The sequence below is a fragment of the Humibacillus sp. DSM 29435 genome, assembly GCF_001758225.1.
Lineage (GTDB): Bacteria > Actinomycetota > Actinomycetes > Actinomycetales > Dermatophilaceae > DSM-29435.
Genome location: NZ_MAST01000014.1, coordinates 53,182 through 73,089 on the forward strand (window position 1 = coordinate 53,182; position 19,908 = coordinate 73,089).

16 protein-coding genes are annotated in these 19,908 nt (G+C 69.5%); 10 read left to right on the forward strand and 6 right to left on the reverse strand.

The annotated features are described in order from the left end of the window. Window positions 1-153: 153 nt before the first annotated feature. The 3 genes from BA895_RS11665 to BA895_RS11675 all read right to left on the reverse strand — a co-directional run bounded on the left by BA895_RS11665 (window position 154) and on the right by BA895_RS11675 (window position 3,344). On the reverse strand, window positions 154-1,674 hold the full coding sequence (locus BA895_RS11665) for a gamma-glutamyltransferase (RefSeq protein ID WP_070192073.1): 1,521 nt from the start codon (window positions 1,672-1,674) through the stop codon (window positions 154-156). Then, a complete protein-coding gene (locus BA895_RS11670; RefSeq protein ID WP_070192074.1) occupies window positions 1,674-2,249 on the reverse strand; it encodes a peroxidase-related enzyme in 576 nt (191 codons plus the stop codon). Before BA895_RS11670 ends, BA895_RS11665 begins: the two co-directional genes overlap by 1 nt. Before the next feature lie 96 nt (window positions 2,250-2,345). Continuing rightward, window positions 2,346-3,344: a LysR family transcriptional regulator gene (locus BA895_RS11675; RefSeq protein WP_070192075.1), complete on the reverse strand. Its 999-nt coding sequence runs from the start codon at window positions 3,342-3,344 to the stop codon at window positions 2,346-2,348. A 153-nt stretch (window positions 3,345-3,497) separates the two neighbouring features. On the opposite strand from BA895_RS11675, the gene BA895_RS11680 reads away from it, so the two are divergent. Next, complete coding sequence (locus BA895_RS11680; RefSeq protein WP_254666438.1) at window positions 3,498-4,502, forward strand: Sir2 family NAD-dependent protein deacetylase; 1,005 nt, start codon at window positions 3,498-3,500, stop codon at window positions 4,500-4,502. Between the two features lie 22 nt (window positions 4,503-4,524). Here BA895_RS11680 and BA895_RS11685 read toward each other — a convergent pair whose 3' ends face one another. Both BA895_RS11685 and lexA read right to left on the reverse strand, forming a co-directional pair. Then, window positions 4,525-4,815, reverse strand: a complete 291-nt coding sequence (locus BA895_RS11685; protein ID WP_139142616.1) for a hypothetical protein — start codon at window positions 4,813-4,815, stop codon at window positions 4,525-4,527. A 180-nt stretch (window positions 4,816-4,995) separates the two neighbouring features. After that, a complete protein-coding gene (lexA, locus tag BA895_RS11690) occupies window positions 4,996-5,730 on the reverse strand; it encodes a transcriptional repressor LexA (protein WP_070192077.1) in 735 nt (244 codons plus the stop codon). 278 nt (window positions 5,731-6,008) lie between these two features. Here lexA and BA895_RS11695 point away from each other — a divergent pair, with 278 nt between their 5' ends. From BA895_RS11695 to BA895_RS11730, 8 genes are all read left to right on the forward strand, one after another. Beyond that, window positions 6,009-6,446: a LysM peptidoglycan-binding domain-containing protein gene (locus tag BA895_RS11695; protein WP_254666439.1), complete on the forward strand. Its 438-nt coding sequence runs from the start codon at window positions 6,009-6,011 to the stop codon at window positions 6,444-6,446. Window positions 6,447-6,735: 289 nt separating this feature from the next. Then, window positions 6,736-7,026 (forward strand): WXG100 family type VII secretion target, encoded by a 291-nt coding sequence (locus tag BA895_RS11700; RefSeq protein WP_070192078.1) that lies wholly within the window; start codon window positions 6,736-6,738, stop codon window positions 7,024-7,026. Then, window positions 7,023-8,831: an alpha/beta hydrolase gene (locus tag BA895_RS11705; RefSeq protein WP_070192079.1), complete on the forward strand. Its 1,809-nt coding sequence runs from the start codon at window positions 7,023-7,025 to the stop codon at window positions 8,829-8,831. The genes BA895_RS11700 and BA895_RS11705 overlap by 4 nt, the downstream gene beginning before the upstream one ends. A gap of 330 nt (window positions 8,832-9,161) precedes the next feature. Further along, entirely contained in the window at window positions 9,162-9,662 is a 501-nt protein-coding gene (gene nrdR / locus BA895_RS11710; protein ID WP_070192118.1) for a transcriptional regulator NrdR, read from the forward strand. A gap of 98 nt (window positions 9,663-9,760) precedes the next feature. Next, window positions 9,761-12,697, forward strand: coding sequence for a vitamin B12-dependent ribonucleotide reductase (locus BA895_RS11715; protein WP_070192080.1), 2,937 nt, complete (start codon window positions 9,761-9,763; stop codon window positions 12,695-12,697). Window positions 12,698-13,000: 303 nt separating this feature from the next. Continuing rightward, window positions 13,001-14,593 carry a nucleotidyltransferase gene (locus BA895_RS23535; protein WP_139142617.1) on the forward strand — a complete coding sequence of 531 codons (1,593 nt, stop codon included), beginning with the start codon at window positions 13,001-13,003 and terminating at the stop codon, window positions 14,591-14,593. Then, entirely contained in the window at window positions 14,590-15,228 is a 639-nt protein-coding gene (locus tag BA895_RS11725; RefSeq protein WP_139142618.1) for a hypothetical protein, read from the forward strand. The genes BA895_RS23535 and BA895_RS11725 overlap by 4 nt, the downstream gene beginning before the upstream one ends. 266 nt (window positions 15,229-15,494) lie before the next feature. Beyond that, window positions 15,495-16,418 carry a universal stress protein gene (locus BA895_RS11730; protein ID WP_070192082.1) on the forward strand — a complete coding sequence of 308 codons (924 nt, stop codon included), beginning with the start codon at window positions 15,495-15,497 and terminating at the stop codon, window positions 16,416-16,418. 7 nt (window positions 16,419-16,425) lie between these two features. Here the strand turns inward: BA895_RS11730 and BA895_RS11735 are convergent, their stop codons facing one another. After that, window positions 16,426-16,833 carry a hypothetical protein gene (locus BA895_RS11735; RefSeq protein ID WP_070192083.1) on the reverse strand — a complete coding sequence of 136 codons (408 nt, stop codon included), beginning with the start codon at window positions 16,831-16,833 and terminating at the stop codon, window positions 16,426-16,428. 303 nt (window positions 16,834-17,136) lie between these two features. On the opposite strand from BA895_RS11735, the gene BA895_RS11740 reads away from it, so the two are divergent. Further along, complete coding sequence (locus tag BA895_RS11740) at window positions 17,137-19,896, forward strand: glycoside hydrolase family 38 C-terminal domain-containing protein (protein ID WP_070192084.1); 2,760 nt, start codon at window positions 17,137-17,139, stop codon at window positions 19,894-19,896. Window positions 19,897-19,908: the final 12 nt, after the last annotated feature.

Below are 19,908 nucleotides of genomic sequence, written 5' to 3' on the forward strand. Positions count from 1 at the left end.
CCAACGGATGGGAGCCCTGCGCCCGAGCCGCCGAGCAGGCCGGAACCGCTCGCCCCCGCCCACCCGCACCTTCTGCGCGTCGCGCCGCGCGTCGCGCAGGTGGTGCGGCCGGAAGGCATGGACCCCCTGCTCGGGTACGGCTGCTCTGGCCGTTCACGGGCTCACGCCGACGGCTGCCTCACGGCGGCTGTCACCAGCCGCCAACAACCCGTGGTCGGCCAGCTGCGCCGCTCCCACCCCGCCGAAGAACATGTGCAGGCCGGGGTAGGCGTGCGCCGGCAGACCGCTCTGCGCCACGGCGAGCTCCATGTCGGCTCCGGGCTCGTGGTCGACGCGCACGGACCCGTCGTCGAGCGTGCGTACGTGCAGCCGGGGTGCGTCGATGGCGGCCTGGAGCTCTTCGCCGTGAAGCAGCGAACGCCCGAGCACCTGCATCAGTGCGGTGGTGATGCGGTCGGCTCCCGGCGAGCCGACGGCCAGGGCCCCGCCCGTCGCACTGCGAGCCGTGGTCGGGGCCATGTTCGAGGCCAGCCGCGTGCCGGGCGGCACCGCATGCAGCCCCAGGCGATTCAGCTCGGGTTCACCGAGGGCGTTGTTGAGCAGGATGCCGGTTCCCGGCACGACCATTCCGGCGCCGTAGCCCGAGCTCATCGTGATCGCACAGGCCGTGCCCTGGTCGTCGACGGCGGACACGTGGGCAGTGGAGGCCGAGGTGGGCAGACCCGCGAGCCCATAGCGCTCGACGGCCAGCAGCAAGGCGTGACCGTCGGCGTGCAGGTCGCGTGACCGGTCGTGCACCGACAGGCGGTAGCCGAGCACCCGCCGCTGGATGTTGATCACGTCGGTCAAGGAGAACTCATGGCGGTCGGCGAGCTCACCGACCATCGCAGCCAGCATCGGCCCGCCGACCGACGGTGGCGGGTTGAGGGCGACCGTCCAGTCGCCGAGGGGCCGCATGGTGGGGTGTTGCACGATCGGGGAGTAGGCCGCGAGGTCTGCCGCGGTGACGAGCCCGTCGTTCGCGGCCATGTCGTCGACCAGCGCCCGCCCCACCGCGCCAGTGGTGAACAGTGCTGGGCCGTGCGCGCCGAGCAGCTCGAGGATGCCGGCCAGATCCGTGTTCGTAGAGAGCTCGCCGGGGCGCAGTGGGCCACCGTCGGCGCCGGTGACCAGGGCGTAGGCCTCGTCGTCGGGGCCGAACAGGGGGTCACGTACGACACCGAGGTAGAGGGCCGCCGCTGCCCCGACCCGGTAGCCCTCTCGGCAGGCTTGGGCGGCAGGCTCGACCAAGCGACGCCAGGGCAGCACGGCGTACCGCTCGCGCGCCAGCGCCAGCGCCTGCACCGCCCCCGAGTTGGCGACCGAGCCGTGGCCGGCGCCCATCGTGACGCCGCCGCCGTAGTCGGTGCTGACCTGGCGCACGCCACGCCCGAAGGCCTCGTCGGGCAGGCCGCGGCCAGGCATCTCGACGTTGCCGTCGATGACGACCGGGTCGTGTCCGGCCGGCCAGATGTTGACGAAGGCGCCGCCCATGATGCTCACGACGCCCGGTTCGGTGCTCATCGCCGTGATGGCCGCGGCGATCGCGGCGTCGACGGCGTTGCCCCCTTCCTCGCCCGCCAGCAGCCCGGCCTCCAGCGCCGCCGACCCGGTGGCGGCGACCGCCACCCTCATCAGGGCCGACCGATCGAGTGGTACTCCGGGTTGGGCACGAGGCCGAGGGCGGTGCTGACGCGGTTGGTCATGTTGAACATCCCCACGATCTGCACCAGCTCGACGATCTCGTGGTCGCCGAGGCCGACGTCACGCAGCGGTTGGAGGTCGTCCTCGACCACATCGGCCGGGTGCAGCGTGAGCCGCTCGGCGTAGGCGGCCATCGCCTTCTCGCGTTCGCCCAGCCCGGCCTGGCGCCAGTTCACCCCGACGAGGTCGGCGGTGACGGCATCCCCGGTGAACGTGCGCAAGGCTGCGCCGTGGCTGACGGCGCAGTAGTCGCAACGGTTCACGCTGCTCACGACGACCGCGAGCAGCTCGCGGTCGGCGTTGCTGAGGTGCCCCTCCTTGTTGACGAGCAGGTTGAAGTAGCGCCACCAGGCGAGGAACTGCTCGCCGTTGACGGCCTGGCCGCGAAAGACGTTGGGCACGAAGCCGAAGGCCTCCTGCGACTTGTCCCAGAGCCGGCTCACGCCCTCGGGCACGTCGTCGCGGTCAGGCACGGAGAGGTAGGAGATGCGCGTCGGGTCACCCATGGGCCAACCGTATGCCGCACAGCCCTCGTCGGCAGCCCGGCCGGCCGCCCAGTCTTTGAACCGAGTCGGTGGCTCAGCCGGTGCGCAGTCGATGGCTCAGCTGGTGGCCACGTCGGTCGCGGCGGTCACGACGGTGGGGACGGCCCGGGCTGCCTCGCAGAGTGCCTCGAGCGCCGCGCCGACAGCGGGCACCCGCTGAAGGTCGGGGGTGGTGACGGCCAGGATCTGACGTCGTGACGGTGGTGAGAGCGGCAGCGCCACCACGTCGTCATGCTTGGCGGCTCCCAGGATGATGTCGGGCACGAGGGCGACGCCGAGGCCGGCGCCCACCAGACCGAGCTGGGCGACGTAGTCCTCGGTCTCGAAGGCGACGTTCGGGGTGAAACCCTCCCGTGCCGCGAGGATCAGCAGGTGGCCTCGACAGCGCGCGCACCCAGCGATCCACTCGTCAGAGCTGAAGTCGGCCATCGTGGCGGCTGCCTCGTCGGCCAGCGGGTGGCTGCGTGGCACCACGAGACGCACCTCGTCAACGAGCAGTCGGCGGGTGACGAGCATGGAGAGGTCCTCGTCGAGCTCGCCCGGGTGGCCGATGCTGCCGGCGGCAGCCGGGTCGGTCGGGTCGGCTGGGTCGGTTGGGTCATTGCCGTAGACGAAGACGATGGCGATGTCGCAGTCGCCGGCTCGAAGGGCGGCGAGAGACTGCGGCGGCTCGCCCTCGGTGAAGGTGACCGTGAGGTCGGGATGGTTGCGTTTGACGATGGCCAGGGCCTGAGGAACGAGCGTCGCCGACGAGCTGGGAAAGGCCATCAGCCGTACTCGTCCGGCCCGTAGCCCGGCAATCGCGGTGATCTCCTCCTCGGCGGCGTCGAGGGCCGCAAGCACCCCGACGGCGTGCCGGGCGAGCACGTTGCCGGCCTCGGTGAGACGCACCTGCCGCCCGTAGCGCTCGACCAGCACGGTGCCGGTGCGCTGCTCGAGGCGCCGGACCATCTGGGAGATCGCGGGCTGGGTGAAGCCGAGGGCGTTGGCGGCGCTGGTGAAGCTGCCCTCATCGGCAATGGCCTTCATGACTCGCAGGCCCGCAGCATCGATCATGCCATCATCATAACCAGATATTATGGGTCCCACGACTTTGCTCGACCGTTCGATGACCATCGCCCGGCGCTTGCTGCGGCCTCGACCGTCGGGCGTGGTTCGCTCCCCGTTCGGAGACGGGCCGGCCGGACGCGGTCGACGTACGCTGAGAGGATGCACCAGGCCTCTGTCCCCTCGACGCCCGCGGTGAACTCGATGAACTCGGTGCAGCCGGTGAGCTCGGCAGCGCAGACTGACCGGCCGAGTGGCAGGGCGACTCGGCTGTCCACCTCGCGGCCCCTCCCGCTCGAGGTCAGTGACCTCGGCACCCTCGATGTCCTGGTGGAGCTGGTCGGTGGTGGCGGTGTTGTGGTGCTGAGCGGCGCCGGGCTCTCCACGGAGTCCGGCATCCCCGACTATCGCGGTCCCGACGGGCTGCGCCGGGTCGAGCCGATGACCTTCGGGGAGTTCGCCGGTTCCAGCGAGGCGAGACGGCGCTACTGGGCCCGCAGCTACATCGGCTGGCAACGCTTCAACGCGGCCGCGCCCAACGCCGGCCACCGGCACGTCACCGAGCTGCAGCGAGCGGGCTACATCGGCCCGATCATCACCCAGAACGTCGACGGACTGCACCAGGCCGCCGGCGCGATCGAGGTCACCGAGCTGCACGGCTCCCTCGACCGCGCCGTCTGTCTGACCTGCGGTGAGGTGACGCCCCGAGCGGGTCTGCACGACCGGATGAGTGAGGCCAACCCGGGGTTTCGGGAGCGCTTCGCAGCGGAAGCGGCATCCGTCGGCTCGCAGTGGGGTGAGCAGGTTCGTCCCGACGGCGACATCGTGCTGGCCGACGAGCTCGTGGAGATGTTCCACACCCCCCGGTGCCTGGTCTGCGGGCACGACACCGTCAAGCCCGACGTCGTCTTCTTCGGTGAGGCCGTGCCCAAGGCGCTCGTCGAGCGATGCTTCGAACTGGTCGACCGTGCCGACGCGCTGCTGGTGCTCGGCAGCTCGCTCGCGGTGATGAGTGGCTACCGCTTCGTGCGCCGCGCGCATCGCGAGGGAACGCCGGTCGCCATTGTCACCCGGTCCGCCACCCGGGGTGACGCGGAGGCGAGCATCCGGCTGCACGCCCCGCTCGGCGAGACGCTCGACCGGCTGGTCGAGGGGTTGCGGGTGTGAATCGGTCAACGGGTGCGGCGGGTCACTGCGCAACCTCGTCGACGTGGCGTCCCTCGCCGCGCGAGGTGGCGCGCAGGTTCCACAGCTTTCTGGTCTGAACCGCCCAGTAGCTGCCGAAGAGCACGATGACCACGACCTCGGCGACGAGCATGATGTGGTGCAAGCCGCTGACCGTCAGGGCTACGACGAGGATGGGGCCGAGCGTGAAACCCAGGGCGATGGCCGGCCCCAGGTAGATCCGCTCGTACGCGGCGGCGAAGCCTTGGTGTCGATCGTCGACGCCGAAGGCGCTCAGGACCGTCACGGTGATCACACCCGACACCATGGTGCCGGCCGCGAAGGTAACGGTCGGTGTACACGACGTCGCGGCTCTATGTCGTCACGTGTCGGCAGGGTGTCGTGACGGTGCGCTCCTTCAGGGTCACTGATCTCAAGGCCACCACAGATGACGGCTGATCCGCGTTGAGCACACAGCAGAGCGCGCGGCGCTGAGTCAGATGCGGCGAAGCACCGCCGTGACCTTGCCGAGAATCGTGGCGTGGTCGCCGTCGATGGGGGAGAAGTCGGAGTTGTGGGGCATCAGCCAGACGTGCCCGTCGGTGCGCTTGAACGTCTTCACGGTGGCCTCGTTGTCGAGCAGGGCGGCCACGATGTCGCCGTTCTCGGCCGTCTGCTGCTGCGCCACCACGACCCAGTCGCCGTCGCAGATCGCCGCCTCGATCATCGAGTCGCCGACGACCTTGAGCAGGAACAGCGAGCCTTCCCCCACGAGCTGTTTGGGAAGCGGGAACACCTCGTCGACGACCTCGTCGGCGAGGATGGGCACACCGGCCGCGATCTGCCCGAGCACCGGAACGTAGGCCGCCTCCGGCCGCGCGTCACCCGAGCCCGTCTCGAGGTCGTGCGACGACGGCGTGTGATCCGAGGGGCCCGAGATGGAGGCCGAGCGGCGATGCGCGAGCTCGGCGGGGGGGGCGTCGGGGGAGACGACCTCGATCGCGCGCGGCCGGTTGGGGTCGCGGCGCAGGAACCCCTTGCGCTCGAGGGCAGCAAGCTGGTGCGAGACACTCGAAGGGCTGGCCAGGCCGACGGCCTCGCCGATCTCGCGCATGCTGGGCGGGTAGCCGCGGCGGTCGACCGAGTTACGGATCCCCTCGAGCCCCCGCCGCTGCCGCATGGTCAGGCCGTCGCCCCGGTCACGCTCGGGAAGCTCGGTCACGTCAGCCATGGTGCACCCTTCGTCGGTTCGCGCCGCTGTGCGTGGCCCGATCTTCTCGCCCCAGAAAGCGGCGGATCGACCCAGTGTCAGTGGTGACTGGTGTGGTTGTTGTTGTGAGCACAGACTACGAGTTTCGAACACAGTTGCCAAACACCTGTTCGAGGCGTGTCTCGACTTTCTCGAACAGGCGTGCTAGACATCGTACAGACGTTCTATCGAACAACCGTTCCAGCAGCGCTTGCACGACCTGTTACCCGATCTGTTCCCCACTCGATGAGGAGGGCACCATGGGCGCCACCGTCCTGACCTTCACGGATGCCGCTGTCATGACGCCCGGGGCGCCCCTGGGCACCCCCGGTGCCCGCCCCCTGGGGCAGCCGGCGCGACCGCGGCTGAGCCTGGTCCCCACGGGCCGGCATGCGGCCGAGGCGGCGCGAGCCGAGCGGCCCAGCCTGCGCCTGACACGGTTCGGTCGGCTGACGGTCACGGTGGCCACGTTGGCCGTGGTGATCGCGCTCGGCATCGGGTTGACCAGTCAGCTCGCGTCGGCTGCCGCCGAGGGTCGGCCCGTGACGGTCGAGTCGGGGCAGACGTTGTCGCAGATCGCCGCTCGCGAGCTGCCCGACGTGCCGGTTCGCGAGGGCGTGGCGTCGCTCCAGCTGGCCAACGGGCTGTCCACCGATCAGGTGCACGCTGGGCAGCAGCTTCTGGTGCCCGCTCCCTGAGTCTTCACCCCCGCTGGCCCAGCCAGCCCTGGCACGGCCGTCCTGGTTCCACCACCAGCGGCTTGGCCCGAGTGGCGCTTCGACCCCGCCGCACGTGCCTGAACGCCGCACCCCACGTTGGGGTGCGGCGTTCTCAGGCGTTGGCCCTGGGCAGCACCGCGATGACCTCGTGGCGTCATCCTGGCCTCGGTCGAGTGCTCGGCTTCGGGGTGTGGACAGCCGGACGCGGGACGCCGACTGACGCCGTAGCGTTTTCGTGGGGAGCAGAGCATGACGAAGGGAATCGACGATGCGATACCAGGTCGACCCGGCACTGTTGCTGAGTGAGGCTGCCGACGTGGGGGCCGCTGCTCGCATCCTCGCGGGCATGACGATGGTTCAACAGCTCGCTGCGCTTCGGGAGGCGCTGGGTGGTGGCTCCGCGGCGGCGGCGGTCAGCGGCATCCAGGCGGGATGGCGAACCGAGCTCAGCGAGGTGCGCGCGCAGGTGCGCACGCTCGGCGAGGCCCTCAGTGCGGCTTCCGCAGCGTACGAGCAGGTCGAGTCGGCAGGCGCGCGCGCGCTGGGTGCGGCGCGATGAGCTCGCTCACCGTGGCCGACCTGCGCCGCGTGCGCCCGGAGGTGCTCGAAGAGGTCGCCGGCGGGTTGCGGCGCGAGCAGGCCCGGGTGCTCGAGGTGACCGCCGTGCTGCTCGTCGCCCGCGTCGCCCGGCTTTCGTGGGTCGGCGCAGCCGCCGACGCGGCGGGCGCCCGCTACCTCGGGCTGTCCGGTCGGCTCGGCCGTCTCGTCTTCAGACTCGGTGCGAGCGTGGATGCCCTGGAGTCTGCGGCGCCGCGCCTGCGTTCGGCCTTGGCCCTGCTCTTTCGCGCCGGCCGCAGGGCTGAAGAGGAAGGCGCCTGGGTCGACGAGTGGGGCAGTGTGCGGGTTCTGCCGAGGGCGGCTGACCCCGACGTCGTCGCAGCGGCCCTGCAGGCCCGTAGGGAGGCCCTGATGCGAGCGGAGGTCGAAGCCTTCGTGTGTCGCGCCCAGACCGTGGCTCACGACGCTGACGACGATTTGGCGCGGTCCCTCCTGGCGGCGGCCCGTGGAGTCGCTGACACCGGTCTGTCATCGGCGGGTACGGCTCCTCCACCACCAACGCTGTCGGGCGGGCTGACCCCGTTCGCCACGCAGGCCTGGTGGTCGAGCCTGAGCCCCGACCAGCGGCGACAGGTGCTGCGAGACCATCCGGAGTGGGTGGGGCCTCACGACGGCATCCCTGCTGCCGACCGGCACGCCGCCAACCTCGTGCTGCTCAGCCGTCTCGAGCGGCAGGCCCGCGCCCGGTACGACGCAGTGGCGACCGGGTGGGCCGCGCCCGACAGCATCGGGCTCACCGCCGCCAGCAACCGCCTCGCCGACCTGCGGGCGGTTCGCGAGGTGTTGGGCTGTCGCGACGGCGGTGCGCGAACGTTGCTCATGGTCGACGGGTCAGGTGAGCTGCTCGAAGCGGCGGTGGCCGTCGGCGACGTCGACCGGGCCGGGCACGTCGCCACCTATGTCGGCGGTCTGTCGACGACCGTCAGAGGTGACCTGCTGCGCTACGACAGCATCTTCGCCCGGATGCGGGCCGAGGCGTCGCGCGTCGGTGACGACGACGACGACCTCGCGATCGTCACGTGGCTGGGCTACCCGGCCCCGCAGAACACGAGCATCGGCGTGCCGGGAGCCAGCGTGTTCACCAGCTCGAGGGCGGAGAGCTACGCCGCCGAGCTGGCGGCCTTCACCAACGGTGTGGCAGCCTCCCGTGACCGCTACGTGCACCAGACCGTCTGGGCCCACTCCTACGGCTCGGTGCTCGCAGGCTTCGCCTTGCTGCAGCCGCATTCGATCGATGACGTCGTGATGTTCGGGTCGCCGGGTGTGCCGTTCCGCTCCATCGAAGAAACCGCACTGAAGCGGGGCGGCCTGAACGTGTTGAGGGCTGACCTCGACCCGGTGGCGACGGCCGGCCCGGTCGTGCATGACGTCGAGGCCGAGAACGTGGCTGGGTCGATCTGGCTGTCGACCGCGGCGAGCAAGGATGCCGTCAACCGCTGGGGCGCGTCGTCGGGACACAGCGGGTATCTCGATGCCGGTTCGACGAGCGAACGCAACCTGCTCGCGGTGGCCCTGGCGCGGCCCGACCGCGCGGTGGCCGCGAGCACGCGCGAGCGCACCTCCCACTTCAGCGCCGATCGGGTGGGGTCGTGGTTCGCTCGCGCCGCGAAGGGCATGCCGTGGGGGTCACCGTGGGGGTCACCGTGGGGGTCACCGTGGGGGTCACCGTTCGGCGCGCCGGTACGCCGCGCGTGGGCCCCGTTCCCGCCCGCGTCCGGTCAGCTCGACCCGACACCCCCGTCGTGAACCATGGTTCTGCGATGTTTGTGCACGTCAGCGGGTCGACACGCCGAGCGGCGTGGGTTGCCCTTGCGGTCGGGGTGGCACCGTGCCTACAGTTACCCCTACATCTAGTAGTTACATCACTGTAAGTCGTCCACATGTAGTCCCCAGGCAGATGGGACTTACCCACAGGACATCCCCAGATCGTCCCCAGCCTCATCCCCAAGCCCGGCTCCGCGCCGGGCCTCGGGCGGGTGGTTGAGCGGCATACGGGGTGGCCTGTCGGTGTTGAACGGGTGGCGAGCAGACGTGGGCCACCGAGGTGCTCGTTCTCAGGGAAGGAAGGTGGCAGCCGTGCACTGTCCGTTCTGCCGGTACACCGACTCGCGGGTCATCGACTCGCGCACCACCGACGACGGTACGGCGATCCGTCGGCGTCGTCAGTGCCCCGAGTGCAACCGTCGGTTCACCACGCTCGAGACCTCGAGCCTCAGCGTCATCAAACGATCGGGGGCGGGCGAGCCGTTCAGCCGGGCGAAGGTGCTGTCGGGAGTGCGCAAGGCTTGTCAGGGTCGACCGGTCACCGAGGACGACCTCGCTCTGCTCGCCCAACGGGTCGAGGAGTCCATCCGAGGCCAGGGCAACGCCGAGATCGAGGCGCACGAGGTCGGGATGGCGGTGCTCGAGCCGCTTCGCGAGCTCGACGAGGTGGCCTACCTGAGGTTCGCCAGCGTCTATCAGGCGTGGGGCAGCCTCGAGGACTTCGAGGGGGCCATCGCGGTACTGCGCGCGGAGCGCGATGCGGTCGGCCAGGAACCACCGATCAGAGAGACCAAGCTGCACAGCCAGCAGTGAACGACTCGGGCGCCACTGTCACCGCTGACAGCGACACTCGAGGTAGGGCCATCACACACGTACGACTGGAAGCACCACGGTCAGGGAGGCCGCAGACAATGACGGAGATCGGTAACCGGAGCCCGCGCACGAAGGCAGCCACGGGTGGCGCCGCGAAGAAGGGCGTTCACATCGAGCGCATCTACACCACGCCTGGCGTGCACCCCTACGACGAGGTGAAGTGGGAAAAGCGCGATGTCGTTCAGCAGAACTGGAAGACCGGCGAGACGATCTTCGAGCAGCGCGGTGTCGAGTACCCCGACTTCTGGTCGGTCAACGCGAGCACCATCGTCACCACGAAGTACTTCCGTGGCGCCCTGGGCACCCCCAAGCGCGAGAGCAGCCTCAAGCAGCTGATCGACCGGGTCGTGCTCACCTACGGCGCGGCCGGCAAGGCCAACGGCTACTTCGCCACCCCCGATGACGCTGAGGTCTTCGAGCACGAGCTGACCCACGCCCTGCTGCACCAGGTGTTCTCGTTCAACTCACCGGTGTGGTTCAACGTGGGCACGTCCAGTCCGCAGCAGGTGTCGGCGTGCTTCATCCTCGCCGTCGACGACTCGATGGACTCGATCCTCAACTGGTACAAGGAAGAGGGCAAGATCTTCCAGGGCGGTTCGGGCGCCGGCCTGAACCTCTCGCGCATCCGCAGCTCGAAGGAGCTGCTCAGCAGCGGCGGAACGGCCTCGGGGCCGGTGTCGTTCATGCGCGGCGCCGACGCGTCTGCCGGCACCATCAAGAGCGGTGGCGCCACGCGCCGTGCCGCCAAGATGGTCGTGCTCGACGTCGACCACCCCGACATCGAGGAGTTCGTCGAGACCAAGGCGAACGAGGAGAACAAGATCCGCGCCCTGCGCGACGCCGGGTTCGACATGGACCTCGGCGGCAAGGACATCGTCTCGGTGCAGTACCAGAACGCCAACAACTCGGTGCGAGTCAACGACGAGTTCATGAAGGCGGTCGAGAGCGGTACCGAGTTCGGGCTGCGTTCACGCCTTGACAACTCCGTCATCGAGACTGTCGACGCTCGGGCGCTGTTCACCAAGATCGCCAAGGCCGCGTGGGCCTGCGCCGACCCAGGCATCCAGTACGACGACACGATCAACGACTGGCACACCAGCCCCGAGACGGGCCGCATCACGGCCTCCAACCCGTGCTCGGAGTACATGTCGCTCGACAACTCCTCGTGCAACCTGGCCTCGCTCAACCTGCTGAAGTTCCTGCGCGACGACGACACCTTCGACGGTGAGACCTTCCAGAAGGTCGTCGAGCTCGTCATCACCGCGATGGACATCTCGATCTGCTTCGCCGACTTCCCGACCGAGGCGATCGGCCAGACCACCCGCGACTACCGCCAGCTCGGCATCGGCTACGCCAACCTCGGCGCGCTGCTCATGGCAACCGGCCTCGGCTACGACTCCGACGGTGGGCGCTCGCTCGCCGCCGGCATCACGTCGCTGCTGACCGGGGCCGCCTACAAGCGCTCCGCCGAGATCGCCGGCGTCGTCGGCCCGTACGCCGGCTACGCCCGCAACGCCGAAGCGCACAAGCGGGTCATGCGCAAGCACCAGGCCGCCAACGACGACCTCCGCACGATCGACGCGATGGACGGCGACGTGCACAAGCTCGCCACCAAGGCGTGGGACGACGTGGTGAAGATCGGCGAGAAGAACGGTCACCGCAACGCGCAGGCGTCGGTGCTGGCACCGACCGGCACCATCGGCTTCATGATGGACTGCGACACCACCGGCATCGAGCCCGACTTCTCGCTCGTGAAGTTCAAGAAGCTCGTCGGTGGCGGTTCGATGCAGATCGTCAACCTCACCATCCCGCGGGCGCTGCGCAAGATGGGCTACACGGGCGAGACCGTCGAGGCCATCGTCGAGTACATCGCCGACAAGGGTCATGTCATCGACGCCCCGGGCCTGCGGCCCGAGCACTACGAGGTCTTCGACACCGCCATGGGTGCCCGCTCCATCTCGGCGATGGGTCACGTGCGGATGATGGCGGCGACCCAGCCGTTCCTCTCGGGCGCCATCTCCAAGACGGTCAACCTGCCCGAAGACGCCTCGGTCGAGCAGATCGAGGACGTCTACCTGCAGGGCTGGAAGCTCGGCCTCAAGGCGCTCGCGGTCTACCGCGACAACTGCAAGGTGGGTCAGCCGCTGTCTGACGGCGGGTCGACCGCCAAGGACAAGAAGGATGCCGCTGACTCGGCTGCGGCGGCGGTGAAGGTCGAGAAGGTGATCGAGTACCGCCCCGTCCGTCGCCGCCTGCCCAAGCGCCGCAGCTCACAGACGACCTCGTTCGCCGTCGGTGGCGCCGAGGGCTATCTGACGGCCGGTACCTACGACGACGCCCAGCTCGGCGAGATCTTCCTCAAGTTCGGCAAGCAGGGTTCGACCCTGGCCGGCGTGATGGACGCCTTCTCGATCGCGGTGTCGATCGGTCTGCAGTACGGCGTGCCGCTCGAGACGTTCGTCGAGAAGTTCACCAACCTGCGCTTCGAGCCGGCCGGCCTGACCGATGACCCCGACGTGCGGATGGCGCAGTCGATCATGGACTACGTGTTCCGGCGCCTCGCCCTTGACTACCTCGACTTCGACACCCGCTCCTTCATGGGCATCCACACCGCTGCGGAGCGGGCCCGCCAGCTCGAGACCGGTTCGTACGAGTCCGACGGTGAAGAGGGTGGCGAAGACCTCGCCGACGAGCTCGCCTCACTGCAGCAGTCGGCGCAGGTGGCCCGCAAGGCGCCTGAGGCGCCCAAGGCTGACGACAAGCACGAGCTGGTGGCGTCCGAGGTGAAGTCGGGTGCCGGCGCTGCCTCAGCCCGCGAGATCTCAGGTGACGTGCACAGCTCGGCCGAGCTGCTGGAGAAGTTCGGCGGCATCAAGGCAGACGCCCCGATGTGCCTGACCTGCGGCACGAAGATGCGCCCCGCCGGCTCCTGCTACGTCTGCGAAGGCTGCGGAAGCACCAGCGGCTGCAGCTGAGGACGAGTTGCGCGGAGTGTCACGCAGTCGCGTGATTGACAGTTTCTATGGTTATCGCTTCTCGAAGCGATAACACCGACAAAGCCGTCGCCCCGGGCCCCCTGATGGGGTCCGGGGCGGTGGACGTTCGTACACCTGAAAGGAGAAGCAGTAGGCGAAAAGCACGATGCGCCCGGCGGGAACCGGGCGCATCGTCGGCAGAACTGAGTCTGCATGTTTGTCCACGCACATCAGACCACGTTCCTGTCGTTCGCGTCCAGATACTCGGCGTGTTGTACGAGTCACTTTCGACAGGAGAATCTGATGACTGGCAAGGTTTTTGACGCCTTCAAGGCGTTTGACAAGAAGTTGAAGCTTGACCCGGCAGTCACCCAGCAGGCGCGCGACGTTGCCACCGACCTGGAGCAGTGCCTGCGGGATGCGGGGCTACTGCAGTCCCGGCTGCTCCAGGGGTCGTTCGGCCGCAAGACGATGCGCCCGCCGCTCAAGGATGTCGACATGGTCGTCGTCCTGCCGGACCGCCTCATGGAGCACCGCACAGAGCCTGGCATGTCCGAGTGGGCCATGGACAAGATCCGCAGGGCCATCGTCGATGCGAACATCGTGCCCGGCGTTGCCTTCGACGTAGACCAGGCACATGCGCACGCGCTTCAGCTGACTATCGCTGGGCAGGCTTTCACGGTCGACCTGGTGCCGGCGTTCGAGACCGAGAGCCCCGACGACGGCTGGCTCTACATCGCGGACCGCGATAAGGACCAGTGGACGAAGCTGTCCGACGTGCGACGGCTGCGCGACAAAGTCGCCGCACGCAACCAGGACTGCGGTGGGGTCTGGGTCAACCAGGTCCGGCAGGCGAAGCACTCCCTCGACCGTGACGCGGAGGTCAAGGGGATGGTCTGCGGACTGCTCGTCGAGTCCGTTGCCTACGAGGCGGTTACCAAGAAAATGGCGCCGCAGCAGGCGATGGTCGCCACCTTCAGCGTGGCCGTGGACAGGCTGTCGGAACCGTACGCCGGGCTCGCGCAGGACGACCTGACCGGCAAGTGGTCCGGTGCCGAACGCGCGCAGGTCCTCCGGTTCTTTGAGGAGCACCTGCGCAAGGCCGTCGAAGCGGTTCGCCTGGAGAACGCAGGCGACCCGGTCGCGGCCGTGCACGCTTGGCGCTACGTTTTCGGTGATCTGTTCCCGCAGGCTGGCGTGAGCTTCTCGGAGCGTCTGAAGACCATCGGTCAGATCGGCGGGGCGGTGACCGCGGACGGCCTGCTGACCACGGCCGCCGGTAACGCGCGCCCGGTCCGCCCTTGGCGCGCGATGGCCGTCGACGAGGTCAGCACCCTGCCGCCCACATTGCTGGCGTCCAGGCGTTCGAATATCGAAGTCTCGCCACCGTCGATGGATAACCTGCTGGCTGACCCCGCCCGCGTGGCCAAGGACGTTGCCTCTGGCAACGTGGTGTGGGGGGCCGCCAACGTCGTGGGTCGCCTGCTCAGCAACGGGCTCGCGGTCAAGCTCGAGCTGGACCTCCTTCCCCTTCCCTCAGCCGCGGAGGAGGGGTACCCGACGGAACGGGTTCGCGTGGTCGTGACGCGCGAGCGTGAGGTGCTGGTGTACTCGGTCAGCGAGCGCCGGCGGACGTGGCGTCACCGCAACGACGTCGGCCCGCGGATGCTGTGCCTGCAGCACCCCGGTGATGACCCTGCCCTGCTCTGGCTGTGGGACGACGGGCTGGAGGACCTGCTGACGAGGGTGCGCCTGCACGCGCTGTCCGAGGAGGCGTTCCGCCGTGAGGGACGGTGGCCCGGAGAGGAGCTCCCGCACGGCCATCCGCAGGACGGCGTGGTTTGGCCGGTCGCGAGCGAGGCCATGCGCGACGCCCTCACGAGGTGGTCGCGATGAACGACCTTCTTTGGACCATGATCGGTGATGACGGCAACGGTGCTGGCTGGGTCATCCTCACCGTCATCCTGACCAGCGGCGTGGTGAGCGCCCTCGTCACCAAGCTGTTGGAACGCGGAGCCAAACGCGATGAGCGAGTCCGCGACGGCTATGCGGACAGCACCGCCGTCCTCGTGGCATGGGGCGAGTTCCCGTACCGCGTCGCCCGCCGGACGTCAGACGAGGCCGAGGTCTGCGCCGCCCTGGTCGGTCGCGGCCACGACGCACAGGAAGGCCTTGCCTGCCGGCATGCCTGGATAGTCGGGGAGTCCGTTGTTATGAGCGAGTTCTACTCAGCCATCACCGTCCAGTTGCGCCCTCAGGTCGCCGATGCGACCCAGGCCGCGTGGCGTCGAGCACCGGCGTCTGGAGGGGCTGGCATGGTGCTCTCCGACGGGCAGCCCATGCCGCAGGTCGAGGTCCAGCGCTTCGTGGACCTGTGGTGTCTGGCGCTGCGATACCGGTTTGGTTGGCGTCGGTGGGTGTTCATGCCGGGCCTCCTCCGACGTGCCATATCCAACTGCGGGGTACCGCTCGCTGGTCCGCTGTGTCCCACCATTCGAAAGGGCACCAGTCCGCGACCAGGTAGTCGTTAAACGGACGACGGGACTGCGCACACCTAAGGCCCTGTCCCCCAGTAGTCCTCCCGTCAGCTCCACCCGCGGCCTGCTCGAGACGCTTGACTAGCTTTGCTCGACGCGGACCTGCGGCTGCCCCGATGACGAGCTGCAGCGGCATCCGCGGCCGCCCGTCTGAGTGTTGTCTGAGTGGTCACAAAGCTGCTCTCTCACGCGGCACAAGGCGAGACGATGGGGGTGCCCGGAGCAGGGGCTCGGGCCGACCCACGGAAGAGGTGTTGACCATGAACGGCCACGCGCGGACCACTCACGGTGTCGTCGTCGGATACGAGGGCACACCAGGGTCGCAGCCCGCGCTCGAATGGGCGGCAGAGACGGCCCGGCGGCAGGGCTGCGGCCTGACCCTGCTGCACAGTGTCAACCTCGCCACGGTGCCCGCGTTTCCGGCGATGGAGATCTCTCAGCTCGACCCGTCGGTCGAGAGCGCCGCGAAGTCGCTGGTCGACGAGGGCGCGGCTCTCGCCGGGGCCACCCTCGACACGGCGCAGATCAAGACGCAGTACTGGTTCGGGAGCCCGGCTGCACAGCTCATCGAGGCGTCCAGAGATGCCGACCTGGTCGTCGTCGGCAGTCGGGGCCGGGGTCGAATCCTCGCGGGCCTGCTCGGCTCGACCTCGTACGCCGTTGCTGCACATGCTCACTGCCCGGTCGTCGTCGTGCGCGGGCCGGCCGGTGGAGGTCCGGGCGGCCCGCCGCCGCCGCCGAGGCCCGGGCCCGACCATGATGTCGTCGTCGGCACCGACGACTCGGACGCGGCTGCTCGCGCCGTCGACGCCGCCGCCAAGGTCGCCGAGCGGGAGGGCGCCAGGCTGCACATCGTCAGCGTCGCCCACCCACTATCCATGCAGTCGTGGGCCTATTTCGAGACCGCCAAGGGTGGCACAGAGGAGACGCACGCTCTGCGCGAGCACGCCGAGCGGTCGCTGACCCGAGCGGCGAACCGCGTGGGGGCGCTGCACCCGAACGTCATCGTGATGACCGAGGTGCTCTACGGCGACCCCGGTCAGTCGCTGGCCGACCTCGGTGCGACGGCTGGTCTCATCGTCGTCGGATCCCGCGGGCACGGCGGGTTCACGGGCATGCTGCTCGGCTCGGTGAGCCACCGCGTCATCCACGACGCGACCTGCCCGGTCATGGTGGTGCGCTGACTACCCCTCAGGCGGCGCGCTGGTCGCGAGCACCCTGACGGATGACGGCCCCGTCGGAGATGACCTCGTCGGGTTCGATGCTCACGCTGTCCCACAGGTGGGCGTTGTCGCCGACCTTGACGCGGGCACCGAGCTTGGCGCCCCGGCCGATGACTGCGCCGGCTCCAACGTGAACAGCCGAACCGATCACGGCCCCGGAGCACACCACGGAGTCGTGGTCGACCCACGAGCCGACGCCGATGCGGGCTCCAGCCCCGACGGTGGCGCCGCGATCGACGTAGGCGGACGCGGCGACGTAGGCCGTGGGGTCGACCTGGGCGTTCACTTCGACGGAGCCGCCGCCGTTCTCGTGGCGGGCGTAGCGCAGCACGGTGCCGTTGTCCTCTTCGAACTCCTCGTACTTCTTGCGCCTCACAGTGCACCTCTTCCTCGTCACGGGCGGGCACCTGGCCCACCTGCCGTCACCTTCGTCAACGTTCAAGCCAACTTCAAGATTCCGCAGTGTCGACCCGTGTCCACCCGTATCCACCCGCGGGTCGCCACTGACCCAGCAACGCTTGACGCTACCGAGGCAGTTCCCGATGGTGGGCCATCGGTGACACCCGACGTCCCAAATGTCCACCACGTGGGCAGCGCTCACCCCGCCGGGCCGCCAGCAGGCGAACCATGGGAGCTTCCGACGCGCCCCGGCCGGGCCCACCTGCCATGATCGGGAGTCATGACGAACAGGGTCTGGCTCGTGCCCCACACCCACTGGGACCGGGAGTGGTACGAGCCCTTCCAACGCTTCCGTCTGCGCCTTGTCGACCTCCTCGACGACGTCGTCGCCAGGGCCGTTCGCGAGCCCGACTTCCGCTTCACCATGGACGGGCAGATGGCCGCCGTCGACGACTACCTTCAGGTGCGCCCCGACCAGACGGAGGCCGTGCGGGCCCTCGCCGCGAGCGGGCAGCTGGCCATCGGGCCGTGGCGGGTGCTGATGGATGAGTTTCTCTGCTCGGGCGAGACGATGATTCGCAACCTCGAGATCGGATGGGCCGACGCCGCACGGCTGGGCCCGGTGATGGCGATCGGCTACCTCCCCGACATGTTCGGTCACTGCGCCCAGATGCCGCAGATCCTGCGCCACGTCGGCATCGAGCAGGCCGTGGTCTACCGGGGCGTGCCCGCCGAGGTCGACCAGCACGAGTTCTGCTGGCGCTCACCCGACGGCAGCGGCATCCGCACCGAGTTCCTCGCCAACAGCTACGGCAACGCCGCTGACGTGTTCGGGGCCGGTGACGCGCGACGCCGCCTCGCCGAACGCCTGGGCACCCAGTCGAGCTGGTACGACGACGAGTTCCTGGCCATGTACGGCACCGACCACGCCGCACCGCTGCCCAGCCTGATGGCCGAGGTGGCCGACCTCAACGCGGACGTTGAGGGGCCCCACGTGCGGGTGGCGACCCTCACCGAGTACCTCGCCTCGCCTCGCCATCCGCTCGCGCAGCTGAGGGTGGTCGACGGAGAGCTGCGCAGTCATGCCCGCGCCAACATCCTCCCCGGGGTGCTGTCGGTGCGCTGGCAGCTCAAGGAGGCCATGGCCCGCACCGAACGGCTGCTCGCGCGCTACGCCGAGCCCTTCTCCTCGTTGTTCCTGCCCACCCTGCCCGCCTACTACCTCGACCTCGCCTGGCGAGGCGTCGTCGACTCCTCTTGTCACGACTCGGTCACCGGATGCGGCGTCGACGAGACCGCCGGCCAGGTGCTGGCCCGCCTCGAGCAGGCCGAGCACGCCGCCCAGGCCGTGCGTGACCGTGCGCTCGCCCCAGCGGTCGCGGCAGCTCCGACCGGTTCCCTCGTCGTGGCCAACCCGTCGCCCGACGTGCGCACCGACATGGTCGACGTCACGGTTCCGGTGCCCGACGAGTGGGCGGATGTCGCATTCGCCCTTCCCGACGGCAGCCTCGTTCCAGCGCAAGAGCTTTCACGTCCCACGGCCGAGCTGGCGCGAGAGCGGGTCCGCTCCACGGACCTGCCCCGGCTGATGCACCGGGTGCACGACCGGGAGCTCTTCGGGCTGCAGGTGCGTGGCATCGAGATCGAGCCCGAACTGCGACAGCTGACGTTCTTGCTGGCTGACCAGGGCGACCCGGCCTTCGACGCGATCGCGGCTGAGCTGCGCCTGCGCGCCGCGGCGCAGGCCGCGGGCACCGACACCGAGTGGGTCGTCGTGACCCGTGACGAACCCCGGCGCCGCCTGGCCGCGCAGGTAACCGTTCCCGCCCTCGGATGGGCGGCCATCAGGCCCGTGGCTGGGGCGCCGGCGCCGGCCGGCGAGCCGGTGCGTCGCGACGCGCGCACCCTCGACAACGGCCTCGTCGCGGTGAGGGTCGCCGAAGACGGCACCCTTTCCGTCACGGCGGACGGAGTCACGGTCGAGCGGGTGGCTCGTCTCGTCGACGGGGGAGACGGGGGCGACTCCTACAACTACGGCCCGCCGCTCCACGACGTGCTCGTCGGCACTCCCACGGAGGTGACCGTCACCGCGCCGGGTCAGGTCGGCCCGGTCGTCGGGCATCTGAGGGTCGACCGGCGCTACGAGCTGCCGACCTCGAGCGACCTGTCCGGCCGCTCGAGCACCACCGAGTCGACGCTCGTCACCATGGAGGTCGAGCTGCGGCAGGGCGAGCCGTTCGTACGGCTCGCGCTCGAGTGGGAGAACCGCTCGCGCGACCACCGCCTGCGACTGCACCTGCCCACGGCCCGGCCCGCCGACGGCTCGCACGCCAAGGGCCAGCTGGCCGTCGTGCACCGGGGCCGCACCGCAGAGGCCGGCCCGGTCGGGGAGTACCCGATTGCGACCTTCCCGGCCGAGACGTTCGTCGACGCCGGGGGGCTTGGCGTTCTGCTCGGTCGCACCATGGAGTACGAGGTGGTGGACGGTGACGCCGCCTCGGGAACCGAGATCGCCCTGACCCTGCTGCGTTCGATCGGCTACCTGAGCCGCAACGTGCATCCCTACCGCAGTGAGCCCGCCGGGCCGCAGCTGCCGACCCCGAACGCCCAGGTACTGGGCCCGTGCCGGGCCACCGTGGCCGTCATGCCTCACAACGGTGACTGGGGGCAGGCCGACCTCGGGGCTGCCGTCGAGGGGTTGCTGCACCCGGTGGTCGTGCGTGCCGGCTCGGCGCCTGCCGACACCCCACTGGCGAGCGTAGCGGGGCTGCCGGTCACCGGCCGGGGAGTCGACCTGTTGTCGCTTCGCCGCCGCTCTGACGATGACACTGCCGTCGAGGTGCGCGTGCTCAACGCCTCCGACGAACCCACGGTGGTGGTGGTGGGGTCACCGGACCGGCCGGTACAGCGGGCGTTCACGGTGTCGGGGCGCGGAGTGCCCGGCGATCCGGTCGAGGTGACCGACGGCGTCGTGACCATGCCGCTGGGCCCGTGGCAGATCGTCGCCCTGTGCGTCGACGTCGGGGTGCCGTTCGGGTAGCGACTGCCTCAG

Coding starts and splice junctions, on each gene's coding strand:
- BA895_RS11665 (WP_070192073.1), bottom strand. CDS start 1,674: ATGAGGGTGGCGGTCGCCGCCACCGGGTCGGCGGCGCTGGAGGCCGGG.
- BA895_RS11670 (WP_070192074.1), bottom strand. CDS start 2,249: ATGGGTGACCCGACGCGCATCTCCTACCTCTCCGTGCCTGACCGCGAC.
- BA895_RS11675 (WP_070192075.1), bottom strand. CDS start 3,344: ATGATCGATGCTGCGGGCCTGCGAGTCATGAAGGCCATTGCCGATGAG.
- BA895_RS11680 (WP_254666438.1), top strand. CDS start 3,498: ATGCACCAGGCCTCTGTCCCCTCGACGCCCGCGGTGAACTCGATGAAC.
- lexA (WP_070192077.1), bottom strand. CDS start 5,730: ATGGCTGACGTGACCGAGCTTCCCGAGCGTGACCGGGGCGACGGCCTG.
- BA895_RS11695 (WP_254666439.1), top strand. CDS start 6,009: ATGGGCGCCACCGTCCTGACCTTCACGGATGCCGCTGTCATGACGCCC.
- BA895_RS11700 (WP_070192078.1), top strand. CDS start 6,736: ATGCGATACCAGGTCGACCCGGCACTGTTGCTGAGTGAGGCTGCCGAC.
- BA895_RS11705 (WP_070192079.1), top strand. CDS start 7,023: ATGAGCTCGCTCACCGTGGCCGACCTGCGCCGCGTGCGCCCGGAGGTG.
- BA895_RS11715 (WP_070192080.1), top strand. CDS start 9,761: ATGACGGAGATCGGTAACCGGAGCCCGCGCACGAAGGCAGCCACGGGT.
- BA895_RS23535 (WP_139142617.1), top strand. CDS start 13,001: ATGACTGGCAAGGTTTTTGACGCCTTCAAGGCGTTTGACAAGAAGTTG.
- BA895_RS11725 (WP_139142618.1), top strand. CDS start 14,590: ATGAACGACCTTCTTTGGACCATGATCGGTGATGACGGCAACGGTGCT.
- BA895_RS11730 (WP_070192082.1), top strand. CDS start 15,495: ATGAACGGCCACGCGCGGACCACTCACGGTGTCGTCGTCGGATACGAG.
- BA895_RS11740 (WP_070192084.1), top strand. CDS start 17,137: ATGACGAACAGGGTCTGGCTCGTGCCCCACACCCACTGGGACCGGGAG.